The 20982-nt window shown below is 41.8% G+C and carries 18 protein-coding genes and 2 pseudogenes; 15 read left to right on the top strand and 5 right to left on the bottom strand.

The window, feature by feature from the left end; translation table 11 throughout:
• Positions 1–18: 18 nt before the first annotated feature.
• The gene (locus tag C234_RS0114025; protein ID WP_027326271.1) at positions 19–723 is read left to right on the top strand and encodes a hemerythrin domain-containing protein; all 705 of its coding nucleotides are present in this window, start codon (positions 19–21) and stop codon (positions 721–723) included.
• The gene (locus C234_RS0114020) at positions 713–1324 is read left to right on the top strand and encodes a helix-turn-helix transcriptional regulator (protein ID WP_027326270.1); all 612 of its coding nucleotides are present in this window, start codon (positions 713–715) and stop codon (positions 1322–1324) included. The genes C234_RS0114025 and C234_RS0114020 overlap by 11 nt, the downstream gene beginning before the upstream one ends.
• 658 nt (positions 1325–1982) lie before the next feature.
• On the opposite strand, the gene C234_RS0114015 is transcribed toward C234_RS0114020, so the two are convergent.
• From C234_RS0114015 to C234_RS0114005, 3 genes are read right to left on the bottom strand one after another with little or no spacing between them, the layout of a single operon-like run.
• Positions 1983–2348, bottom strand: a complete 366-nt coding sequence (locus C234_RS0114015; protein WP_027326269.1) for a response regulator — start codon at positions 2346–2348, stop codon at positions 1983–1985.
• A 36-nt stretch (positions 2349–2384) separates the two neighbouring features.
• Entirely contained in the window at positions 2385–3425 is a 1041-nt protein-coding gene (gene ansA, locus C234_RS0114010) for an asparaginase (RefSeq protein WP_027326268.1), read from the bottom strand.
• A 45-nt stretch (positions 3426–3470) separates the two neighbouring features.
• The gene (locus C234_RS0114005) at positions 3471–4034 is read right to left on the bottom strand and encodes an anthranilate synthase component II (RefSeq protein ID WP_027326267.1); all 564 of its coding nucleotides are present in this window, start codon (positions 4032–4034) and stop codon (positions 3471–3473) included.
• 166 nt (positions 4035–4200) lie between these two features.
• Between C234_RS0114005 and C234_RS0114000 the strand changes: the two genes are divergently transcribed.
• Complete coding sequence (locus C234_RS0114000; protein ID WP_027326266.1) at positions 4201–4779, top strand: HdeD family acid-resistance protein; 579 nt, start codon at positions 4201–4203, stop codon at positions 4777–4779.
• Here C234_RS0114000 and C234_RS0113995 read toward each other — a convergent pair.
• Positions 4769–5545, bottom strand: a complete 777-nt coding sequence (locus tag C234_RS0113995) for a glycerophosphodiester phosphodiesterase family protein (RefSeq protein WP_027326265.1) — start codon at positions 5543–5545, stop codon at positions 4769–4771. The genes C234_RS0114000 and C234_RS0113995 overlap by 11 nt on opposite strands.
• A gap of 247 nt (positions 5546–5792) precedes the next feature.
• Here C234_RS0113995 and C234_RS0113985 point away from each other — a divergent pair, with 247 nt between their 5' ends.
• The 12 genes and pseudogenes from C234_RS0113985 to C234_RS0113930 all read left to right on the top strand — a co-directional run bounded on the left by C234_RS0113985 (position 5793) and on the right by C234_RS0113930 (position 20596).
• The gene (locus C234_RS0113985; RefSeq protein WP_027326264.1) at positions 5793–6362 is read left to right on the top strand and encodes a UpxY family transcription antiterminator; all 570 of its coding nucleotides are present in this window, start codon (positions 5793–5795) and stop codon (positions 6360–6362) included.
• 31 nt (positions 6363–6393) lie between these two features.
• Positions 6394–8364, top strand: a complete 1971-nt coding sequence (locus C234_RS0113980; protein WP_027326263.1) for a polysaccharide biosynthesis protein — start codon at positions 6394–6396, stop codon at positions 8362–8364.
• Positions 8361–9686 (top strand): nucleotide sugar dehydrogenase, encoded by a 1326-nt coding sequence (locus tag C234_RS0113975; RefSeq protein ID WP_027326262.1) that lies wholly within the window; start codon positions 8361–8363, stop codon positions 9684–9686. Before C234_RS0113980 ends, C234_RS0113975 begins: the two co-directional genes overlap by 4 nt.
• Positions 9687–9691: 5 nt before the next feature.
• The gene (locus C234_RS0113970) at positions 9692–10747 is read left to right on the top strand and encodes an NAD-dependent epimerase/dehydratase family protein (protein WP_027326261.1); all 1056 of its coding nucleotides are present in this window, start codon (positions 9692–9694) and stop codon (positions 10745–10747) included.
• A gap of 286 nt (positions 10748–11033) precedes the next feature.
• Positions 11034–12361 (top strand): annotated as a pseudogene (locus tag C234_RS16575) (IS5 family transposase).
• A gap of 5 nt (positions 12362–12366) precedes the next feature.
• Entirely contained in the window at positions 12367–13341 is a 975-nt protein-coding gene (locus C234_RS0113960) for an SDR family oxidoreductase (protein ID WP_027326260.1), read from the top strand.
• A gap of 17 nt (positions 13342–13358) precedes the next feature.
• On the top strand, positions 13359–14627 hold the full coding sequence (locus C234_RS0113955; RefSeq protein ID WP_027326259.1) for a nucleotide sugar dehydrogenase: 1269 nt from the start codon (positions 13359–13361) through the stop codon (positions 14625–14627).
• A 67-nt stretch (positions 14628–14694) separates the two neighbouring features.
• The gene (locus C234_RS0113950) at positions 14695–15978 is read left to right on the top strand and encodes a lipopolysaccharide biosynthesis protein (protein ID WP_027326258.1); all 1284 of its coding nucleotides are present in this window, start codon (positions 14695–14697) and stop codon (positions 15976–15978) included.
• Positions 15954–17249, top strand: a complete 1296-nt coding sequence (locus C234_RS0113945) for an O-antigen polymerase (RefSeq protein ID WP_027326257.1) — start codon at positions 15954–15956, stop codon at positions 17247–17249. Before C234_RS0113950 ends, C234_RS0113945 begins: the two co-directional genes overlap by 25 nt.
• 16 nt (positions 17250–17265) lie before the next feature.
• Complete coding sequence (locus C234_RS0113940; protein WP_027326256.1) at positions 17266–18372, top strand: glycosyltransferase family 4 protein; 1107 nt, start codon at positions 17266–17268, stop codon at positions 18370–18372.
• Positions 18369–19478 carry a glycosyltransferase gene (locus C234_RS16880; protein WP_052001914.1) on the top strand — a complete coding sequence of 370 codons (1110 nt, stop codon included), beginning with the start codon at positions 18369–18371 and terminating at the stop codon, positions 19476–19478. Before C234_RS0113940 ends, C234_RS16880 begins: the two co-directional genes overlap by 4 nt.
• 2 nt (positions 19479–19480) lie before the next feature.
• Complete coding sequence (locus tag C234_RS0113930) at positions 19481–20596, top strand: glycosyltransferase family 1 protein (protein WP_027326255.1); 1116 nt, start codon at positions 19481–19483, stop codon at positions 20594–20596.
• 127 nt (positions 20597–20723) lie between these two features.
• On the opposite strand, the pseudogene C234_RS17705 reads toward C234_RS0113930, so the two are convergent.
• Positions 20724–20982 (bottom strand): annotated as a pseudogene (locus C234_RS17705) (IS982 family transposase); the annotation flags it as partial.

Below are 20982 nucleotides of genomic sequence, written 5' to 3'. Positions count from 1 at the left end.
AATATTAAATAGGTATAGATGGATAATTTACAGAAATATAAAGCTACCGATAAAATGGTCGATCTTATCAGCGACAACTATTCTTTGCTACAGGTCATGAGCCGTTTCGGCCTTTCGTTGGGCTTCGGCGACAAGACGGTGAAAGAAGTGTGCGAATCCAACGGGGTCGACTGCAAGACGTTTCTGGTCATCATCAATTTCATGGCCGAAGGTTTTTCGCGTCTCGACGGGAGCAGCGACGAGGTTTCCATCCCTTCGCTGGTTCATTACCTGCGCCAGGCGCACATTTATTTCCTCGATTTCTGTCTGCCTTCCATCCGTCGCAAGCTGATCGAAGCCATCGACTGTTCGCAGAACGATATCTCTTATCTTATTCTCAAGTTTTTCGACGAGTATACCCAGGAGGTGCGCAAACACATGGATTACGAAGAGCGGACCGTCTTCAAATACGTCAATGCCCTTCTCGAAGGCAATGTGTCTAAGAAATATCAAATCAGCACCTTTTCCAAGCATCACGACCAGGTAGGAGAGAAGCTCACCGAGCTGAAGAACATCATCATCAAGTATTGCCCGGCCAAAGCCAACGAAAATTTGCTGAATGCCGCTCTGTTCGATATCTACGCTTGCGAAGAAGGACTCGAGTCTCATTGCAAAGTCGAAGATTATATTTTTGTTCCGGCCATTTTGAAATTGGAAAGGAGGATGAGAGAAAATGAAGAGTAACGATATCATCCGGGTAGCCATTGCCGAAAACTCCGTGATTATCCGTAGCGGTCTCACCGCCACTCTGAAGCGTCTCCCCAACCTCAAAATACAGCCCGTCGAACTGCTTTCCGTCGAAGCGCTGAACGACTACCTGCGCACCCAGTGTCCCGATATGCTGATTGTGAACTCCAATTTCGGCGACTATTTCGATGTCGCCCGTTTTCGCGAAGAAAACGCCGGCAAAAACATACGTCTCATCGCTCTTGTCACCTCGCTCGTCGACGCTTCCGTATTGAGCAAATACGATGAGACAATCTCCATATTCGACGATTTGGACACCCTTTCCGGGAAGATACACGGATTGCAGGACGCTCCTCCCGAAGAGGCGGAGGTGGAGAGCACCGAAACCCTCAGTCAGCGCGAACGGGAAATCGTGATATGCGTGGTCAAGGGAATGACGAACAAAGAAATAGCCGAGCAGCTCTTTCTCTCCATCCATACCGTTATCACCCATCGCCGCAACATCAGCAAGAAACTTCAGATACACAGCGCCGCCGGCCTGACCATCTATGCCATTGTCAACAAGCTCGTTGCGCTGAATGAAATCAAAGATTTATAAGGCTCAAAGAATGTTATAGAATCGAAAAACGTTTGCGTGCACGATTTTTTTTCATACCTTTGCAGAGCAATTGGGAAATTGCTATTAGTTTTAGAGGTAAAAATTGAATTATTTTAGGTATTAGATTTTTTATTATTGTAATTTCAGATAGGGATAGTTTTTTATAAAGGTAAAAGGATTACAATAGGTAACAAGTTTTTTAAGGTAAGAAGAAAAAAGTTTTCAGGAAAAAAAGAGGTAACAAAAAGAAAAGCCTTCCGGGCTTTTCTGATGCCGTGGCGAGTGATTCCGTAAAAAGGAATTGGCTCGTTTTTTTATTCCCGTACTTCGTGTCCGTAGGGAGCTGATTCCGGATCAGCCTGAAAATCCCGTGTGTGGACTTCTCTCTTCATTCTGCGGGAGACCGGTTGTATAAGCCATAAAAAACAGAATCCCGGCGAAATCACTTCGGCGGGATTTGTTACATTCTTACTTAAATGTGGCTACGTAATAAAATTATGACTAATTAATTCAATTCTGATACTGCAAAGATAGCGGCTTCCGTTTGCCCCCGCAATACCTCTTATGTGGTATATTGCAGCTCAATCCTCCCTATTAATGGTTATATAACTCCTTTTCAGGAGGCGATTTCCCGTTTCCGGGCATTTCAATTCGTCATTTATCCTATTACTTTCTTAACGCGTATCTTCAATTCCAGCGGGTCGAAAGGCTTTAAGATATAGTCCGCCGCCCCTTCCGCCAGCAGTTCGATTTTCCGGTCCGCATCCTCTTCGCTCGATAAGATAACGAACGGGATCGTCCTCAGCGCCTCATCCTCTTTGATGCGCTTCAGAAAAACATCTCCCGTCATGTGCGGCATATAAAGATCCGAAATAATCAGGTCGGGGCGGTTTCCTTGCTCCAGCCATTCCATCGCCATGAGCGGATTTTCCACATATATCAGGTCGTAATTTTCCGCCAGATATGCGCTTGCCACCTTCCCGATGGCCGATTTGTCGTCGATAAGCAAGATTTTCTTCTTCATTGTATCTTTCTTTTTCAGCAGTTCGTTTTCAATTTTTTATCGTTTCGTTATTTCCCCCGCCAGCGAGGAGTTCATTTTTTGCCTGATTTCCTTGTTCGTCAGTCCGTGTCCCAGCAAGAACATCAGCTTCGTCACCGCACATTCCGGCGTACTGTCGTATCCGCTTATCACACCCGCTTCCAGCAGATGCATTCCCGTTTCATACCGTTCCATCTCCACTCCTCCGGATGTGCATTGAGTGATGTTCACAATCACGATTCCCCGTTCCGTAGCCTCTTTCAGTTGCCTGATAAACCATTCTTTCTGCGGCGCGTTCCCCGACCCGAAAGTCTTCAGCACCACCGCCTTCAGTCCCGGCACATGCAACACCGAAGTCACAATCCGCTCCTCGATTCCCGGGAAAAGCGTCAGAATCACCACACTCGTGTCGAAGAGACGGTGAGCGATCAGCGGTTTCTTCCCGTCCGCCTTTCGTATCAGGTTCGGTTCATACTTGATGTGTATGCCCGCTTTCGCCAGCACCGGATAGTTGAACGAGCGAAACGCGTTGAAATTCTCCGCGTTAATCTTTGTGGTACGGTTTCCCCGCATCAGATGATTCTCGAAAAAGATACACACCTCAGGCACCGTTGCCGTTCCGTCGCTGTTTTTCGCCGCGGCTATTTCGATGGCCGTAATCAGATTCTCCTTCCCGTCGGTCCTCAGTGTGCCGATGGGGAGTTGCGAACCCGTCAGAATCACCGGTTTGCTCAGATTCTCGAGCATAAAGCTCAGCGCCGACGCCGTGTATGCCATGGTATCCGTGCCGTGCAGAATCACAAACCCGTCGTACCTCTCATAATGCTCCGCGATGATTCCCGCCAGCCTCGCCCAATGCAAAGGCTCCATGTCCGACGAGTCGATAGGCGGATCGAAAGGGTGCGATGAAATCCGGTAATTAAACCTCTTCAGTTCGGGCACATGCTTCAGCAGATGAGCGAAGTTGAAATTCTCCAAAGCCCCGGTTTCGGGATTAGCTATCATCCCGATGGTACCGCCCGTGTAAATCAGCAAGACGGAAGGTGTAGCATCTTTCATGGTTTTTGTCATTTCATAATCCGGACTGTAAAGATAATAAATTTTTTATTTGAGAAAGTTGCGTATCATATCTTTTCCCATCGGAGTCAATACCGATTCGGGGTGAAACTGAATGCCGTGCACATCATACGTCTTGTGCTTCAAAGCCATGATGAGGCCCTCTTCGCTTTCCGCCGTCACCTCCAGACAGTCGGGGAAGCCTTCCCGGCTCACCACCCACGAATGGTACCTTCCCACAGAGAGCTCCCGCCCCAATCCTTCGAAAATACGGTCGTTTCCCGTGATGCTTACCGGAGTCTGCATGCCGTGGCATACCTCTTTCAGATTGCTCAGCCGCGCTCCGAAAACTTCGCCGATGGCCTGATGTCCCAGACATACTCCGAGAATGCTTTTGGTAGGCGCGTACCGCCTGATCACGGGCAACAACAACCCCGCCTCTTCGGGCAGTCCGGGACCGGGCGAGAGAATAATCCGGTCGAATCGCTCCACCTCTTCTATCGTTATCCGGTCGTTGTGCACCACCTCCACTTCCTTCGCTCCCAGCTCTTTCAACGCATGTAGCAGATTATACGTGAAAGAGTCGTAATTGTCTAAAAGCAGCGTTTTCATTTTATTTTGACGAAGCGCAAATGTACTTACTTTGTCCGAACTTTCAAACGAAAACGTTTTTTTTATCACCCGGTACCTTTAAAATCCGCAAACCGCGTTGCTATTTTGCATAAAAAGCCCTATCTTCGCAATCCATGCACTTCAGCCGATTAAAATAAAAAACATTATGAAAACGATGAATTACTCTCTTGTCCGCATCCTGTTTGCCCTGGTAGTGGGGCTGGTATTAGTCATCTGGCCCGATGCCGCCGCCGCTTATATCGTCATAACGCTGGGAGTGGCGTTTCTCATCCCCGGCATCATCACCCTTTTCGCCTATTTCGGACGGAAGAAAGGCGCGGCGGGCAAAGCTCCCCGTTTTCCCGTCGAAGGAGTGGGCAGCATCCTGCTCGGACTGTGGCTCATCATCATGCCCGATTTCTTTGCCGACGCCCTTATGTTTCTGCTCGGCTTCATTCTGATTATCGGCGGGGTGCAGCAGATATCCTCCCTTACCCTGGCTCGCAGATGGGTTAGGGTGCCGGCGGCTTTCTACCTGTTGCCCGTGCTCATCCTCATCGCCGGCTTCGTGACCCTGTTCAACCCCACTCAGACGCGCAACACCGCTTTCCTTATTATCGGTATTTGCAGCCTCGTATACGCCCTTTCCGAGTTGGTCAACTGGTTCAAGTTCATGCGTTGCCGGCCCGAGCCTCCTGTTCTCCCTCCTGCGGAAGAAATCGAAGACGCCGAAATCATCGACTGACCGGCTCTTTCAATATCTCCTGCAGCACCACCGGTTCGTTCGTCGTGATAAAGTCCGCCTGCCGATCGATCAGCCACCTCATCTCCTCGGGTTTGTCCACCGTCCACACGTTGACTTTCATCCCGAGGTCGTGACTCTCCTTGATCCATTCCGGATGTTTCTTAAACACCCCCAGATGATAGTCCGGACCGCTGCAACCGATCGCTTTCAGTTCCGCCGGAGAAAGGTCGCCGTTCAGGTAGTACACGGGCGTTCCCTCCGGCGCCATCCGGATAAACTCCTTCACGGCATGCAGTGAGAAAGAGATATACTCCATCCGTTTCTCCAGCCCCGTCCTTTTCGCCAGCGCCACGATTTCCCGCACCGCCCTCGTTTCCCGCTTCGGGCTGCTGAGCTTTTTCAGCTCCAATATCAGTTGCGTGCTTCCTTCCTTCGCAGCCTCCAGATACTCTTCCAGCAGCGGCAGCTTCTCGCCGTTGCTCAGTCTCAGCCCCGTCAGCGCCTCCGCTTTCGTCCCCTCCATACTCCTCATCTTATACACCGGGTCATGGTTCACCACCGCCTTGTTGTCCTTCGTCAGCCACACATCGAATTCCGAACCGTAACAACCTATCGAGTCGGCTTTCCGAAGCGCTGCGATGCTGTTCTGCGCCGAACCTTCCGTTTTCCAGTACCCCCTGTGCGCAATCACCTGCGTATGTTGCGCCTGCGCGCTTGCCGCCATTCCCGCAATTGCGAAAACCGCCGTCATCTTTTTCCATCCCATTGTTCTTTCCTCCATTGATTATAAATGAATGTTTGCTTCAAATATACGAAAATAAAAGCGGAATACCGTCTGACTTATTACGGCATGTTTCAAGGACTTGAGCCTGCTTCGGCGCATTCATTAAAAAATAAACACGCTAATTTAGACTAAAAGGAGGAGAATAATAAACGTTTATTAGGTTTTTTCTCTATCTTTGCACCCGATTATAATTATTCGTTGCCGCTTGCGACGAATAAAATGGGGTAAAATGAATTTAATCGATAAAAACATGGTTAACGCTGACCCTCGGGGTGGGACAGGGGAAAGCGTAGCGTGCTCAAAACGTTGGTATGTCGCCCTTGTGCGCATGCATCACGAGAAGAAAGTAGCCGACCGTTTATCCGAGATGGGAATCGAAAGTTTCGTTCCCATTCAGCAAGAAGTCCGTCAGTGGAGCGACCGTCGCAAAGTAGTCGACCGCGTGTTGCTTCCCATGATGGTCTTTGTCCATGTCGACCCTCGCCGGCGCATGGAAGTCTTCACCATTCCTGCCGTCAGCCGCTATATGGTATTGCGCGGCGAGAGTTCTCCCGCCGTTATTCCCGATGAACAAATGAACCGCTTCCGCTTCATGCTCGACTATTCCGACGAAGCCGTCTGCATGAACGATTCCCCCTTGCTGCGGGGCGAGAAAGTCTGCGTCGTCAAAGGTCCTTTGAAAGGGCTCGAAGGCGAGCTCGTCACCGTCGACGGCAAGAGCAAAGTCGCCGTCCGTCTCGACCTGCTTGGAAGCGCCTGTGTCGATATGCCCGTCGGCTATGTCGAGCCTTGCAAATGAAAATAGAAGTTTAGATTAAGCACTCCGACCTATGAAAAAGAAATTCAACTACCTTGTCCAATACCTGCGGAACAACTATTTCAGCTATTGGGCGGTCTTGGCGCTCGATACCTTTATTGCCCTGTGCAGCACGCTCGTTGCCTATACCGGTATCCACTACATCACCGAGACCTTTTTTCAAGTTCCCATGCTTTTCCGGGTATCCCTCGTTTCCATTGCGGCATCCCTGCTGGGTTCATACGTGTTCCACACCTATCGCAACACCATCCGTTTCTCGCAGTTGCGCGAACTCTGGAGGCTCGCCTGCAGCTCGCTTGTCAAAACCGCCGTCATGGCCGTCGCCTTGTGGACCTTTTTCCCGCATCCCGATTGGCAACACAGCCAGAAAGTATTCTTTCTGCTGTTCGACTGCATGCTCACCTTCATCGCCATGGTCGTTGTTCGCAACCTCCTCATCCTCGTCTACGAGTTCATGTTGAGCCGCATCACCAAAGAAAACATGCGCATCCTCATCTACGGCATCGGCGATAAGAGCGTATCCCTCAAAGTACGTCTGCTCAACAGCCCCCACTACAAAGTCGTGGGATTCTACATCTACGGCAGCAAAGCCTCTGTCCGCCGTGTTGCCGACCTTCCCGTCTACTCTTTCCGCGATAAAGACGAGTTCGAGAAGCAGATCTTCAACCACCGCATTCAAGGCATCCTCTTCGCCGCTCACGAAGACACCCGTGAAGAAGAAAAACGCCTCCTGCAATATTGCAAAGAATACGATATCAAGACACTGATCGCCCCCTCCATCAGCGAGGCCGACGAAAAAGGCGTGTTCCATCAATGGGTGCGCCCCATCAAGATCGAAGACCTTTTGGGGCGTCCCGAAATAAATATCGACATGGACCAAGTTGCCGGAGAGTTTCGCGGCAAAGTCGTTCTGGTCACCGGAGCCGCCGGCAGCATCGGCAGCGAGCTGTGCCGCCAGTTGGCGCAAATGGGCATCCGCAAACTCGTCATGTTCGATTCCGCCGAGACCCCGCTGCACAATGTCCGTCTCGAGTTCGAGCACAACTATCCCTCGCTCGATTTCGTCCCCGTCATCGGCGATGTACGTGTCAACGAACGCCTGCGCATGGTGTTCGAGACCTACCATCCGCAAATCGTCTTCCATGCCGCCGCCTACAAGCACGTCCCCCTGATGGAGGAAAACCCCTGCGAAGCCGTTCTCGTCAACGTCATCGGTTCGCGCCAGGTTGCCGACATGGCGGTAGAATACGGAGCCGAGAAGATGGTCATGGTCTCTACCGACAAAGCCGTCAATCCCACCAATGTCATGGGAGCCTCCAAGCGGTTGGCTGAAATCTACGTCCAAAGCCTCGGTTGGGCCATCCGCGAAGGCAAGGTGAAAGGGCATACCCGCTTCATCACCACCCGCTTCGGCAACGTGCTGGGCAGCAACGGTTCCGTCATACCCCGTTTCAAAGAACAGATCGAAAACGGCGGTCCCGTCACCGTCACCCATCCCGATATCATCCGTTTCTTCATGACCATCCCCGAAGCCTGCCGTCTTGTGATGGAAGCCGCCACCATGGGGCAGGGCAACGAAATCTTCGTCTTCGAGATGGGCGAAGCCGTCCGGATTGTCGACCTCGCCACCCGCATGATCGAGTTGGCAGGCTACCGTCCCGGCGAAGACATCCAAATCGAGTTCACCGGTCTCCGTCCGGGTGAGAAACTTTACGAAGAAGTCCTCAGCAACGGAGAAAACACCATACCTACCGAAAACAAAAAAATCAAAGTCGCCAAGGTCCGCCGATACGAATATGCCGACATCCTTCCCGACTATCAGGAGTTCGAGCGACTTTCCCGCATGGTCGATATCATCGATACGGTCAAGCTGATGAAACACGTGGTACCGGAATTCGTTTCCAAAAATTCGGAGTATGAGGAGTTGGATGAATGTGGAGACCGCAAAATAGAAACATTACATTTAAACAAATCACAAATATGAAAATAGCAGTAGCCGGAACAGGCTATGTGGGGCTTAGCATAGCCACCCTTCTCTCTCAACACCATGAGGTGACGGCCGTAGATGTGATTCCGGAGAAAGTTGAGAAAATCAACAATCGCGTCAGTCCTATCCGAGACGAGTACATTGAAAAATTCTTTGCGGAAAAGAATTTGAACCTTACCGCAACCCTCGACGGGGCTTCCGCTTATAAAGATGCCGACTATGTTGTCATTGCGGCTCCAACCAATTACGATCCTGTTAAAAATTTTTTCGACACCCACCATCTTGAGGATGTCATCGATCTTGTTCTCAGTGTCAATCCGGATGCGACGATGGTCATCAAGTCTACCATTCCTGTAGGCTATTGTCGTTCACTCTACGTGAAGTACGCTGAGAAGTTTAAGCAAATGCCACCGTTGGAAAACGGCAAGCGTCGCCAGTTCCGGCTTCTTTTTTCTCCGGAGTTCCTTCGCGAGAGCAAAGCATTGTACGACAATTTATATCCCAGCAGAATTATCGTCGGTTATCCCAAAATGATGCCGGAGACATTCAGTGAGGAAAATAAGGCAATTCAAGCAATTCAGGGCGACCGCATGAAAGAAGCCGCCGAGACTTTTGCCAAACTGCTTCAGGAAGGTGCTGTCAAAGAAAATATCGATACACTCTTCATGGGCATGAAAGAGGCCGAAGCAGTGAAACTCTTCGCCAATACCTACCTTGCACTCCGTGTCAGCTACTTCAACGAACTCGATACCTATGCGGAGATGAAAGGGCTCGATAGTGCGGCCATCATTCAAGGCATCGGACTCGATCCACGAATCGGGACGCATTATAACAATCCATCTTTCGGTTATGGAGGCTATTGTTTGCCAAAGGATACCAAACAGTTGCTTGCCAATTATCAAGATGTACCCCAGAACATGATGACTGCTATTGTAGAGTCCAACCGTACTCGGAAGGATTATATTGCAGATGCTGTTCTTAAGAAAGCCGGTTACTATAGCGAGAATGGAGAGTGGGATAGCTCTAAGGAGCACGAATGTGTCATTGGCGTTTATCGACTCACCATGAAGTCCAATTCCGACAATTTCCGTCAGAGTGCTATCCAAGGCATCATGAAGCGTATTAAGGCAAAAGGTGCAGAAGTTGTCATTTACGAACCAGCCATGAAAGATGGTGATTCATTCTTTGGTAGTAGAGTGGTAAATGACTTAGCCAAGTTCAAGGAGATGAGTCATGCGATTATTGCAAACCGCTTTGATGATTGCTTAAGCGATGTGGAAGAGAAAGTTTATACACGTGACATCTTTAGAAGAGACTAAAAACCATGGTAGAATATAATGTAAACCTAGAGGGAAAGACCGTATTAGTAACCGGTGCAGCAGGTTTTATCGGCAGTAATTTGGTGAAGCGTCTGTTCCACGATGTTAATGATATCAAGGTAATAGGAATCGATAGCATTACAGACTATTACGATGTCAATATCAAGTATGAACGTCTTCGCGAAATCGAAGCCTTGGGCAGAGATTGGATCTTCGTGCATGACTCTATAGCTAATAAAGAGGCCGTTGAGAAGATTTTTACTGAAAATAAGATTGCTGCTGTAGTGAATTTAGCTGCTCAGGCTGGTGTACGCTATAGCATTACCAATCCCGATGCTTATATCGAAAGCAATGTGATTGGATTCTACAATCTCTTGGAAGCATGTCGCCATCATGAAGTAGAACACTTTGTTTATGCTTCGTCAAGTTCGGTATATGGTTCAAATAAGAAAGTACCTTATTCTACTGATGACAAGGTGGACAATCCAGTCAGCCTTTATGCTGCAACAAAGAAGAGCAATGAACTCATGGCACATGCCTATAGCAAACTCTATAATATCCCAAGCACAGGATTGAGATTCTTTACTGTATATGGTCCTGCAGGTCGTCCCGACATGGCATATTTCGGTTTTACCGATAAACTCCGTGCAGGCAAGACCATTCAGATCTTCAATCATGGTAATTGTAAACGCGACTTTACCTATATTGATGACATCGTAGAAGGTGTGGTACGCATTATTCAACATGCACCTGAAAAGAAGAATGGTGAGGATGGTTTGCCAATTCCTCCTTATTCATTATATAATATAGGAAACAATCAACCAGAGAATCTTTTGGACTTTGTGACTATATTGCAGGAAGAACTGATTCGTGCAGGTGTATTGCCAGCTGATTATGATTTCGAAGCTCACAAAGTACTAGTTCCTATGCAACCAGGTGATGTTCCTGTGACTTATGCTGATACCACTCCATTGGAGAATGACTTTGGATTTAAACCTTCTACAAGTTTGAGAGATGGATTGAGAGCTTTTGCAGAGTGGTATAAACAATACTTTGGATAATATAAAATGTAGAGTTTGCACATGTTGTTGTTCAATTAACTAAATAATATAGTTATCATGTAGCACCGAAGGATGAAAATCATGGTAAAATTCCAATTAGAATTGATGATTTAATGATGATGTTATATTGAATCAAGGGCTTGCAATCCTATACTTATTGACAGAATCTATTTAGTCGTCCCTTAAAAACCTCATACTTATCTGATTTACAGTTTATTATAATGCAAATTATTTGCTTATATCTGCAAGATTTCGTACCTTTACAGTATAAATCTTGCAGATATTTATGTTAAAACGTACATCTAAACAGCTCTCTTTCTTCTCTTCTTTGGAGGATATGCTTAATCATCAACATCCCCTTTTCCAACTTAGCCATAAGATTAATTGGCAGAGTTTTGATGATGCTTTTTCGCCTTTGTATTGTAGTACGAACGGTCGCCCGGCTCATCCTATTCGCTTGATGTGTGGTCTTTTAATCTTAAAACATTTGCGTAATGTGTCTGATGAAACTGTGGTTTTACAATGGAGTGAGAATGCTTACTACCAATACTTTTGTGGACAACTTAAATTTACTCCCAAAGAGCCCTGTGATGCATCTGACTTAGTTCACTTCAGAAAACGTATCGGTGAGAAAGGTATGGAAAATAATATTGGCAGAGAGCATCCGTGTCAATACGGATAAGGATGATGAAGACCATTTTGATACGGCTTTCATAGATTCTACTGTACAGGAGAAGAATATAACTTATCCTACAGATGCGAAGTTTCATAAAAAGATAATCAAAAACGTTTTGAAGATAGTTCATGATAAGTCTCTTCCTCTACGGCAGAGTTATACACGCACCTTGAAAGGAATTTACCGTGCCCGGCGCTTTCGTAACCATCCCAAGAATCGTAAGAAAGCCCTTAAGGCAGACAGGCAACTAAAAACCATAGCAGGTCGATTGGTTAGAGAACTCGAGCGTAATCTAGGGGGAAGGAATGGCTATGAGAAGATGTTTGAGTTATACTACAGGGTTCTTTCTCAGAACCGTAAGTCAAAAAATAAAGTATATTCTCTGCACGAACCGGACGTGGTTTGTATCAGTAAAGGCAAGGAACATAAGAAATACGAGTTTGGTAATAAGGTATCCATTCTTCGCTCCCGGTCAGGACTTATTCTTGGTGCATGCTCTTTTAGGAATGAATACGATGGGCATACCATACAAAAGACGTTGGAACAAACCCAAAGGATGACCGGGAAACATATTAATAACCTAGCAGCAGATAGAGGGTATAGAGGTGTGAAACAAATTGGGGATACAAAGATACTCATCCCGGACGTTCCTAAAGCAAAAGACACCTACTACCAAAAGAAAAAGAAACACAAACTATTTTGTAAACGAGCAGGCATAGAGCCAACGATAGGACATCTTAAAGAAGACTACAGATTATCTCGCAACTTTTATAAAGGTGTGAAAGGAGATGCTATCAATGTCTTATTAGCTGCGGCGGCATATAACTTCAAAAAAGCGATGAGAGTTCTTTTGTGGCTTATAAAAAATCAGCGTGAAGTTCGCTTTTACAAACTTCACGCTGAATATAGTTTTTAAGGAACGACTATTTAAACAGTAAATAATATGGCTTATAAACATTTAAAATTCCCAGAGAACTCAAAGTTTCTGGTAACTGGTGGAGCAGGTTTTATTGGCTCTAATTTGTGTGAGGCTATTCTTAATCTTGGTTATAAAGTACGTTGTCTGGATGACCTGTCTACTGGTAAACAAGCCAATGTAGACATGTTCAAAGATAATCCGAACTATGAGTTTTTCAAGGGCGATATCAAGGATCTTGATACTTGTATGAAAGCTTGTGAAGGTGTTGACTTTGTCTTGAATCAGGCTGCATGGGGAAGTGTTCCTCGATCAATCGAAATGCCTCTTTTTTATTCTTTGAACAATATTCAAGGCACTTTGAATATGTTGGAAGCGGCTCGTCAGAATGGTGTAAAGAAATTTGTTTATGCATCTTCTAGCTCTGTTTATGGTGATGAACCCAATTTACCTAAGATAGAAGGTGTTGAAGGCAATCTCCTTTCTCCATATGCAGTAACTAAGCGCTGTGATGAAGAATTTGCTAAGCAATATACTCGACACTATGGTCTTGATACTTATGGCATGCGTTACTTCAACGTGTTTGGTCGTAGACAAGATCCAGATGGAGCCTATGCTGCTGTTATTCCAAAGTTTATTAAGCTGTTAATAAATGGAGAAAAATGCTGCATTAATGGCGATGGTAAACAAAGTCGAGATTTTACATATATTGAGAACGTAATTGAAGCTAACCTAAAGGCGTGTTTAGCTACTCACGAGGCTGCTGGTCAGGCTTATAATATTGCCTTTGGTGGTCGTGAATTTTTGATTGACATATACTATGGATTGACTAAGGCTCTTAATATTAATATAGAACCAGAATTTGGTCCAGATCGTCCAGGCGATATTAAACACTCAAACGCAGATATCTCTAAAGCAAAGAAATTCCTTGATTATAATCCAGAATGGAGTTTTGAAGAAGGAATTGCTGCTGCAATAGATTGGTATAAAACAAATCTTTAACAATTAATTAAAACAAAATGAAAGAGACAAAAATTTGTGTCATAGGCCTTGGTTATGTAGGTCTTCCACTTGCACGTCTGTTCTCAACAAAGTATCAGACAGTAGGTTTTGATATGAATCAGAAACGTGTTGACGCTTTGATGGCTGGTCACGATTCTACGCTTGAGGTTGCTGATGATTTACTTCAGGATGCTATCAACAATCATGGGTTTAAGTGTACTACACAATTTGACGATATTAAGGATTGTAACTTCTATGTTGTTGCTGTTCCTACTCCGGTTGACGATGATCGCAATCCTGATTTGACGCCACTTTATGGCGCTTCTACTACTGTAGGTAAGGTAATTAGTAAGGGAGATGTGGTTGTATATGAGTCAACTGTTTATCCAGGTGTAACTGAGGATGAATGTATTCCTGTTGTGGAGAAAGTCTCTGGTATGAAGATGAATGTAGATTTCTTTGCAGGTTATTCTCCTGAGCGTATTAATCCAGGTGATAAACTGCATACTGTAGAGCATATTAAGAAGGTAACTTCTGGTTCTACACCTGAAATTGGTAAATATGTCAATGAGGTATATTCTTCTGTTATAACAGCAGGAACTCACCTTGCACCAACAATGAAAGTTGCAGAGGCAGCAAAAGTAATTGAAAATAGCCAACGTGATATCAATATTGCTTTTGTAAATGAACTTTCAAAAATCTTCACCAAGATGGGTATTGACACCCTTGATGTTTTAGAGGCTGCAGGTACCAAATGGAACTTTCTTCCTTTCCGTCCCGGACTAGTCGGGGGGCACTGTATCGGTGTTGATCCTTACTATTTAGCTCAGTGTGCTCAGCGACATGGATACAACCCTGAGATTATACTTGCTGGACGTAGAATGAATGATGGTATGGGTGAGTATGTTGCAACTGAGACAATCAAGCACATGTTGAAGAAGGGTATTCAGGTATTAAATTCTGAGGTTATTATTCTTGGATTCACTTTCAAAGAAAATTGCCCTGATGTGCGCAACACCAAGGTTATTGATATTTATACTGCATTAAAGGAATATAATCTCAATATTACAGTATACGATCCATGGGCTAATCCTGTAATCGTAGAGCGTGAATATGGAATAAAAGTTATCAATGAACTTCCTTCATACAAATATGATGCTGTGATTGCTGCAGTTGCGCATGAGAAGTTTAACGGAATGGATGTGAGAGCAATCCTCAAAGATAACCATGTTGTATTTGATGTAAAATGTACACTAGATCGTTCTATAGTTGACGGTCGTCTTTAATATATAGTTTCTGGTAGCATACGTGGAGCACTAGCTTGCAGTGCGATACTGCCTACCAGATACTATTATGACTTATGAAGAAGGATATAAATATATGGTTAGAAAAATTCCATTGAAACGTTTTTATAATTCAGGAGCTAAAACTCTATCTTGGCTTTTGATATCCAATATTTTTTACTCTTTATCTCATTGGGGGCTTTTAGTTATTCTAGTTAAATACTTTACCACCAAAGATGTGGGCTTTTTTACTTATGCTACAGCTTTAGCGGCTCCTATTTTTATGTTGTCAGAAATGCAAATGAAGAGTGTTTTGGTTGTAGAGCCGGAAAATGGCAAAGATGATTTTAAAACTTATCTTACAATTCGATTTTTAGCTACAACTATTGCAGTCTTAGGTCTTGGATTATATTGTGCTTTTTTTGAAGAAACTAATTGGATAATATTTTCTGTAATTGTTTATAAAGGCGTAGAAAGTATGATTGATATTCTATTTGGATATTTACAAAAAAAGGATATGATGATTTTAATGTCGAAAATCAACATTATAAAAACCGCATTGACTTTAATTATATGTTTTCTTGTAACGCTTCTTTGTAGTAATATTTTAACTTCACTATTTTCGATAATATGTGTTTCGTTGCTGTTTTATTTGGTTACTCTTTTCTTTATTCATTCAAAAGCCAAGGGAAACTTTGATAAGGTTAAATTTTCTACAGCTCTTGATATAATTAAAAAAAGTTTCCCTTTAGGTCTAAGTGTCCTCTTTGGCTCCTATATAACTAATTACCCGCGAATTACAGTGGGTAATATCTGTGGACCTGAAATTCTTGCTTATTTTGGCGCATATTCCTATTTGGTAATAGGAGTTTTTCAAATTAGTGCTCCTATTACAACATTTCTTAGACAGAGACTTTCAAGGTCTTATCAGATGTCTAATATTCATGATTTCACAAGAAAGATAAATTTGTCCATATCAGCTTTCTTTATTATGGGATTGGCTTTTCTATTCTCCTTTGTATTGTTTGGTTCTGTTGTTATAAAAACGCTTTACAATCAAGACTATGTGGAGTTTTGCAATGTAATATATTATTTGATAATATCTCAAATGCTTATGACTATATCTGGTATTTATTCAACAGCTATATTATCATTTAATATCTATACAAAGCAGGCTTTTATTTCTTTCTTTGTTTTTGTATTTGTTATTTTATGTTCTAATTGTTTGATAAAAAATTATGGCATTTATGGAGGAGCTTATATCAGTATTATTGCAGCTGTTATTTCTCTTTCGATTTATGCAAAAATATATTATAATAAGATAAAGGAATGGAAGAAAAACATAGCTCGATGATTGCTGTAGCATTTATGCTTTCTATACCAGTATTTTTTCTGCTGGATTCAAATGTTTATAGATTATTTGTTTTGCTATATATGGTACTTGTGGGTATTATGTATTTCAAAGTAGATATCTTATATCCTTATGTGTGGCTATCGCCATTTTTATTCCTTTATGGGACATCTGTGTTTATTCTTGATGTTTTAGGTGTTAGAACTACAGCTTTTCCTACAGAAATTCTTAATTGTGTTTTCACTAGCATTGTTACATTATATTTTGGTTGCGTACTTTTTATTAAACAAAAACATGTGCCGAGTGTGAATCTAGGGTTCCTAGAAAGAGAATCAGTAGTATTATTACGTAGAGTTGTCATAATATTAGGGGTTGTTTTATTACTATATATACCATTATTTCTAGCGAGTGGTTATACTTCAAAAATGGAAACGAATTTAAATGGAGGACTATATGGTTTTGGCATTGTTAGTCGTGCTTTTATATTGATGTATATAGTGTATATGATTTTTATCGGTACAAAATCAAAAATATTCGATTATTCTATTGCTATAAAAGCTTTAGTGATTACATTATTGATATCTTTATTCTTAGGTGAGCGTGATGTCTTCTTTTCTATCTGTCTGAGTACTTTTGTAATATACTATTACTTTAAAAAGCCTAGTATAAAAGTTATGTCAATATTTGCTGGTATTGCTATTGTCTTAGTTCCAATTCTTGGAATGACAAAACAAATTACTAATAAAGATTCGGTAGAATTTGATCAGCAGGCTATTATTGAAGGTATCTTTCAAGGTGAGTTTCTTTCTTCTGGTCATAATATTGAGGTGCTATTAGTTAATAAGAATTCTTGGGATTTTCAATATGGAAAATCACTTGTTAATGATATTCTCCGAGTCGTTGTTCCTAGTTCAATTGTTAAGGTCGACAATTCAACAGGTTGGTATAACAAAAGGTATAATCTAAGAATTGATGAAGGCTTTGGAGCTGGCTTTTCCTATGTAGGCGAAGGCTATTTGCAGGCAGGCTATTGTGGTATAGTCATATGGATTTTAATCCTTCTCTTTATCATTAAAAAGCTATATTTAAAACATCTTGAAACCGTATTTGGTTTTTCGGCCTATGTTTTCATGATTGGTTTGATAATATATGCAATGAGAGGGGATTTGTCGTATGTTATTTCACCATTAGTAAAACAAGTTTTATTTGGTTATTTGTTTATCAGATTGCTATACAAGTTCTTTGGCAATCGGTATACAAGATATTCTAATTGATTAATTCTATTTAATTATGAGTGTTATTGCTTTATTAAATTGTCATGGCGACGATGTCTTTTGTTTTCGAAAGGAAATAATCGATGCTTTAGTAAATAAAGGATTTAAAGTACTTTTATCATGTCCAGATAGCAGTAGACTTGATATATTTAGGAACAATGAAAACATATTGATAGAAGATATTTCAATCGATCGCAGGGGAACCAATCCTTTTAAAGACTTAAAGTTATTAATAGACTATATAAAGCTTTTCAAAAAGCATCGTCCAGATGTCGTTTGTAATTTTACTATCAAGCCTAATATATATGGAAGCATAGCTGCTGACATTATGAGAATACCTCACATTAATAATATTACAGGTTTAGGTAGTGGATTTCAAAACGGTGGATTTGTCCAAAAGGTGGTCAAATTATTATACAAATTTGCCTTAAGAAAAAGTAAAAAGGTATTCTTCCAAAATGCAGAAAACCAATATATTGCTCTTAATGTTGGCTTGATAAACAATGAGACTCCACATGAAATAATCCCAGGGTCTGGTGTAAATCTTGACCGCTTTGAATATAAGCCAATTGATCAAAATAAAAATGAAATAGTATTTAACTATATAGGTCGTGTACTTAAAGATAAACGAGTTGATGATTTCATAGATGCTGCAAAGATTATTAAATCAAAATATAGTAATGTTAGATTTAATATCATAGGATTCATTGAACCAACGGAGATACATTATAAAAACCTTTTAAAAACACTAGAAGATAATGGAATTATCCATTATTTGGGTTCTGTTGATGATGTTCGTTCGTTAGTTTACGCTTCTGATGCTATAATTCATCCTTCTTCTTATGGGGAAGGTATATCTAACGTTTTGCTTGAATCCGCAGCATGTGGTAGGGCAATTATTACCACAGATATAGCTGGTTGTAAAGATTGTGTAGATGATAATGTTACTGGTTATGTTTATCATGCAGAAGATGTTTCGCAGCTAGTTTCAAAGATAGATAGTTTCCTTCATTTATCAAATGAGCAACGAATAAAAATGGGGTTGCAGGGAAGATTAAAAGTTGAAAAGCAATTTGATAGGAGAATAGTGGTCGATAAATATCTAAAAGAAGTTGGAGTATGAGATTGCTATATGTAGCAGATAATGGTTTTTCTCATCAAGATGGAAAATTTTTTATGGGAAAAGTCAACAGAGTAAATTCTGAGCAGTACAGAAAATACTTTGACAATATTATATACATTGGACGAGATGGCTGTTATAAAGATGATCACGAGCCTGTCAGTTCAAATGTAATGATTAGATTAGTCAGCCGATATGGATATAATGAAGTAAAGAGGGCCATGATTGAAATGCAGGATCAGTATGATGTTGTTCTCGTAAGAAATGGCGTTCTAGGTTGTTTTGCTGCTAAGTTTGCTTCTCATCTAGGTAAGCCATTAATATCGTATTGTGGCTCAGATCCTTTTGATTTGTTTATGGCTAAACATACTTTTAAGGAAATGGTCATTGCTCATGTTTGGAGGTATTTTGAAAGAAGAAAGATGCAGTATGCGGATTTTGCCTATTATTGTACAAAATCATTGTTTTTAAAATACCCTTGTAAATGTGACTATATGATTTGTTCTAATGTAGAAATAGATATTGATAACAATGCCTTGATAGATAGACTACAACGACAATCAAAGGAACATAATCCTATTATTTTAGGCTTAATAGGACAATATCGAGAAAATGATATCAAAGGAATTTCTACAGTGATTTCTGCTTTAAGTATTTTAGGAAAGAATTATCGTTTTGAGATTGTAGGTAATGGAAATCCTAATCAGTTTTCAGAACTTATGGATAAACTCAAAGTTAAAGAACAAGTTTTCTTTAACGGTTTTTGTTCTAACCGTAAAGAACTAAATACTTGGCTAGATTCAGTTGATATTTATCTTCAACCTAGTATTTCCGAAGGGTTACCAAGGGCTACAATAGAAGCCATGGCAAGGGCCTGCCCTGTAATCGCTTCTAATGTTGGAGGAATGAAAGATCTTTTGTCCGAGGATTATCTTATAGAACCAAAGGACTTTAAAACGTTAGCTAAGAAAATTCTTGCTTTCAACGACATAAATTCAATAAATATGGCATCAAAAGCAAACTTCGCTAAAGCATCAGAATTTGCAAGAGAAGTTCGCGACAGTAAGATGGATGTTTTTTTTAATAACATTTTAAACGCTGTGAAATAATTATGACAGAGCCTATTAGAGTATTACAAGTTGTTACTCTTATGGAACGTGCAGGTTTGGAAACTCGCCTCATGGACATTTATCGTAATATTGATAGAACGAAAATTCAGTTTGATTTCCTTACCCATCGTATGGAAGAAGGCTATTATGATTCTGAAATTAAATCACTAGGAGGTAAGGTTTATCATATGCCTGGTATTAAACCTTGGGCATTGATTCAATATCTCAGGAGATTAGACAAATTCTTTAGTAATCATCATGAATATAAAATTGTTCATGTTCATTTGAATACCTATAGTGGATGGGTGCAAATTGCAGCTAAAAAAGCTGGTGTTCCTGTACGAATTACACACAGTCGCAATAATGGTTTGGATTGGAATTGGAAATCTATTTTTAAAGCGGCTTCTAAATTGATTGTAAATGGACCTACAACACATAAATTTGCATGCTCACAACAAGCAGGAGAATGGTTGTTTGGAAAGAAAGGAATTCTCCCTCCAAATAATTTTATGGTAATACCTAATGGTTTTAATCTCTCAAAATTTTCTTTTGATGTTGAAAAGAGATTAACCATGCGAAAGAAGTTAGGACTAGAGGATGATTTTGCAGTTGTACATGTCGGAAGATTATCTCCCCCCAAAAATCATAAATTCCTTTTAAATATTTTTGCGCACGTAGTGGAAAAATGTAGTAAAAGTAAGTTGTTTTTGATAGGTGATGGCGAGTTAAAAAATGAAATAGAAAAGCAGGTAGAGAACTTAAAAATCAAAGATAATGTATTTTTTCTTGGGAGTTTGACAAATGTTGGCGATTATCTTCAAGCTATGGATGCAATGATTTTTCCTTCTTTGTATGAAGGTTTTGGAACTGTAGTTCTTGAAACACAATGTAATGGTTTACCTACATTAGCTTCCGATAGATTAACCAAAGATACTCAAATAACAGAGTGTATTGAATTTCTTAGTTTAAATGAATCTCCAGAAGTTTGGGCAGATAAAGTGTTGTATATGCACGATAATATTACAAGAAAGGATAGAACAAATGAAATAAGGGTTGCAGGCTATGATATTCGTGACACATACAAAATTCTCTCGGATTTTTATCTAACACATGCTTAGTTAATTATCTATGGCGTTTGATAGAAGGATGAGAAATAGGGAATATTAATTCGTCAGATGATGTCAAAACAAATTCATAGTTGCGCTGAGACTAATAAAATGATATAAAAACAACCCGTTGGTTGAATTAAATTAGCGAATATTTTATCTTTCCAATCGGACGATGATTAGCGTAATTGACATATTGCATGAAAGTCATAGCGGCAATCTTTGCTGCCATGCGGGTGAAAAGTCCGCAGGATTGCTTTGCGTAATTTCGTATCATCATAAGCGTGTCGTTGAGTTGGGAGAATACGGTTTCGATACGTTTTCTAAACCGCTTGCAAGCCCATGATGTGGGCTCTTTCCAGTTCTTCTGATTCAGCCGATAGGGAACTTCCAGCGTA

The organism is Bacteroides pyogenes DSM 20611 = JCM 6294, from assembly GCF_000428105.1.
Lineage (GTDB): Bacteria > Bacteroidota > Bacteroidia > Bacteroidales > Bacteroidaceae > Bacteroides > Bacteroides pyogenes.
This window is presented reverse-complemented; position numbering and strand designations above follow the sequence as displayed.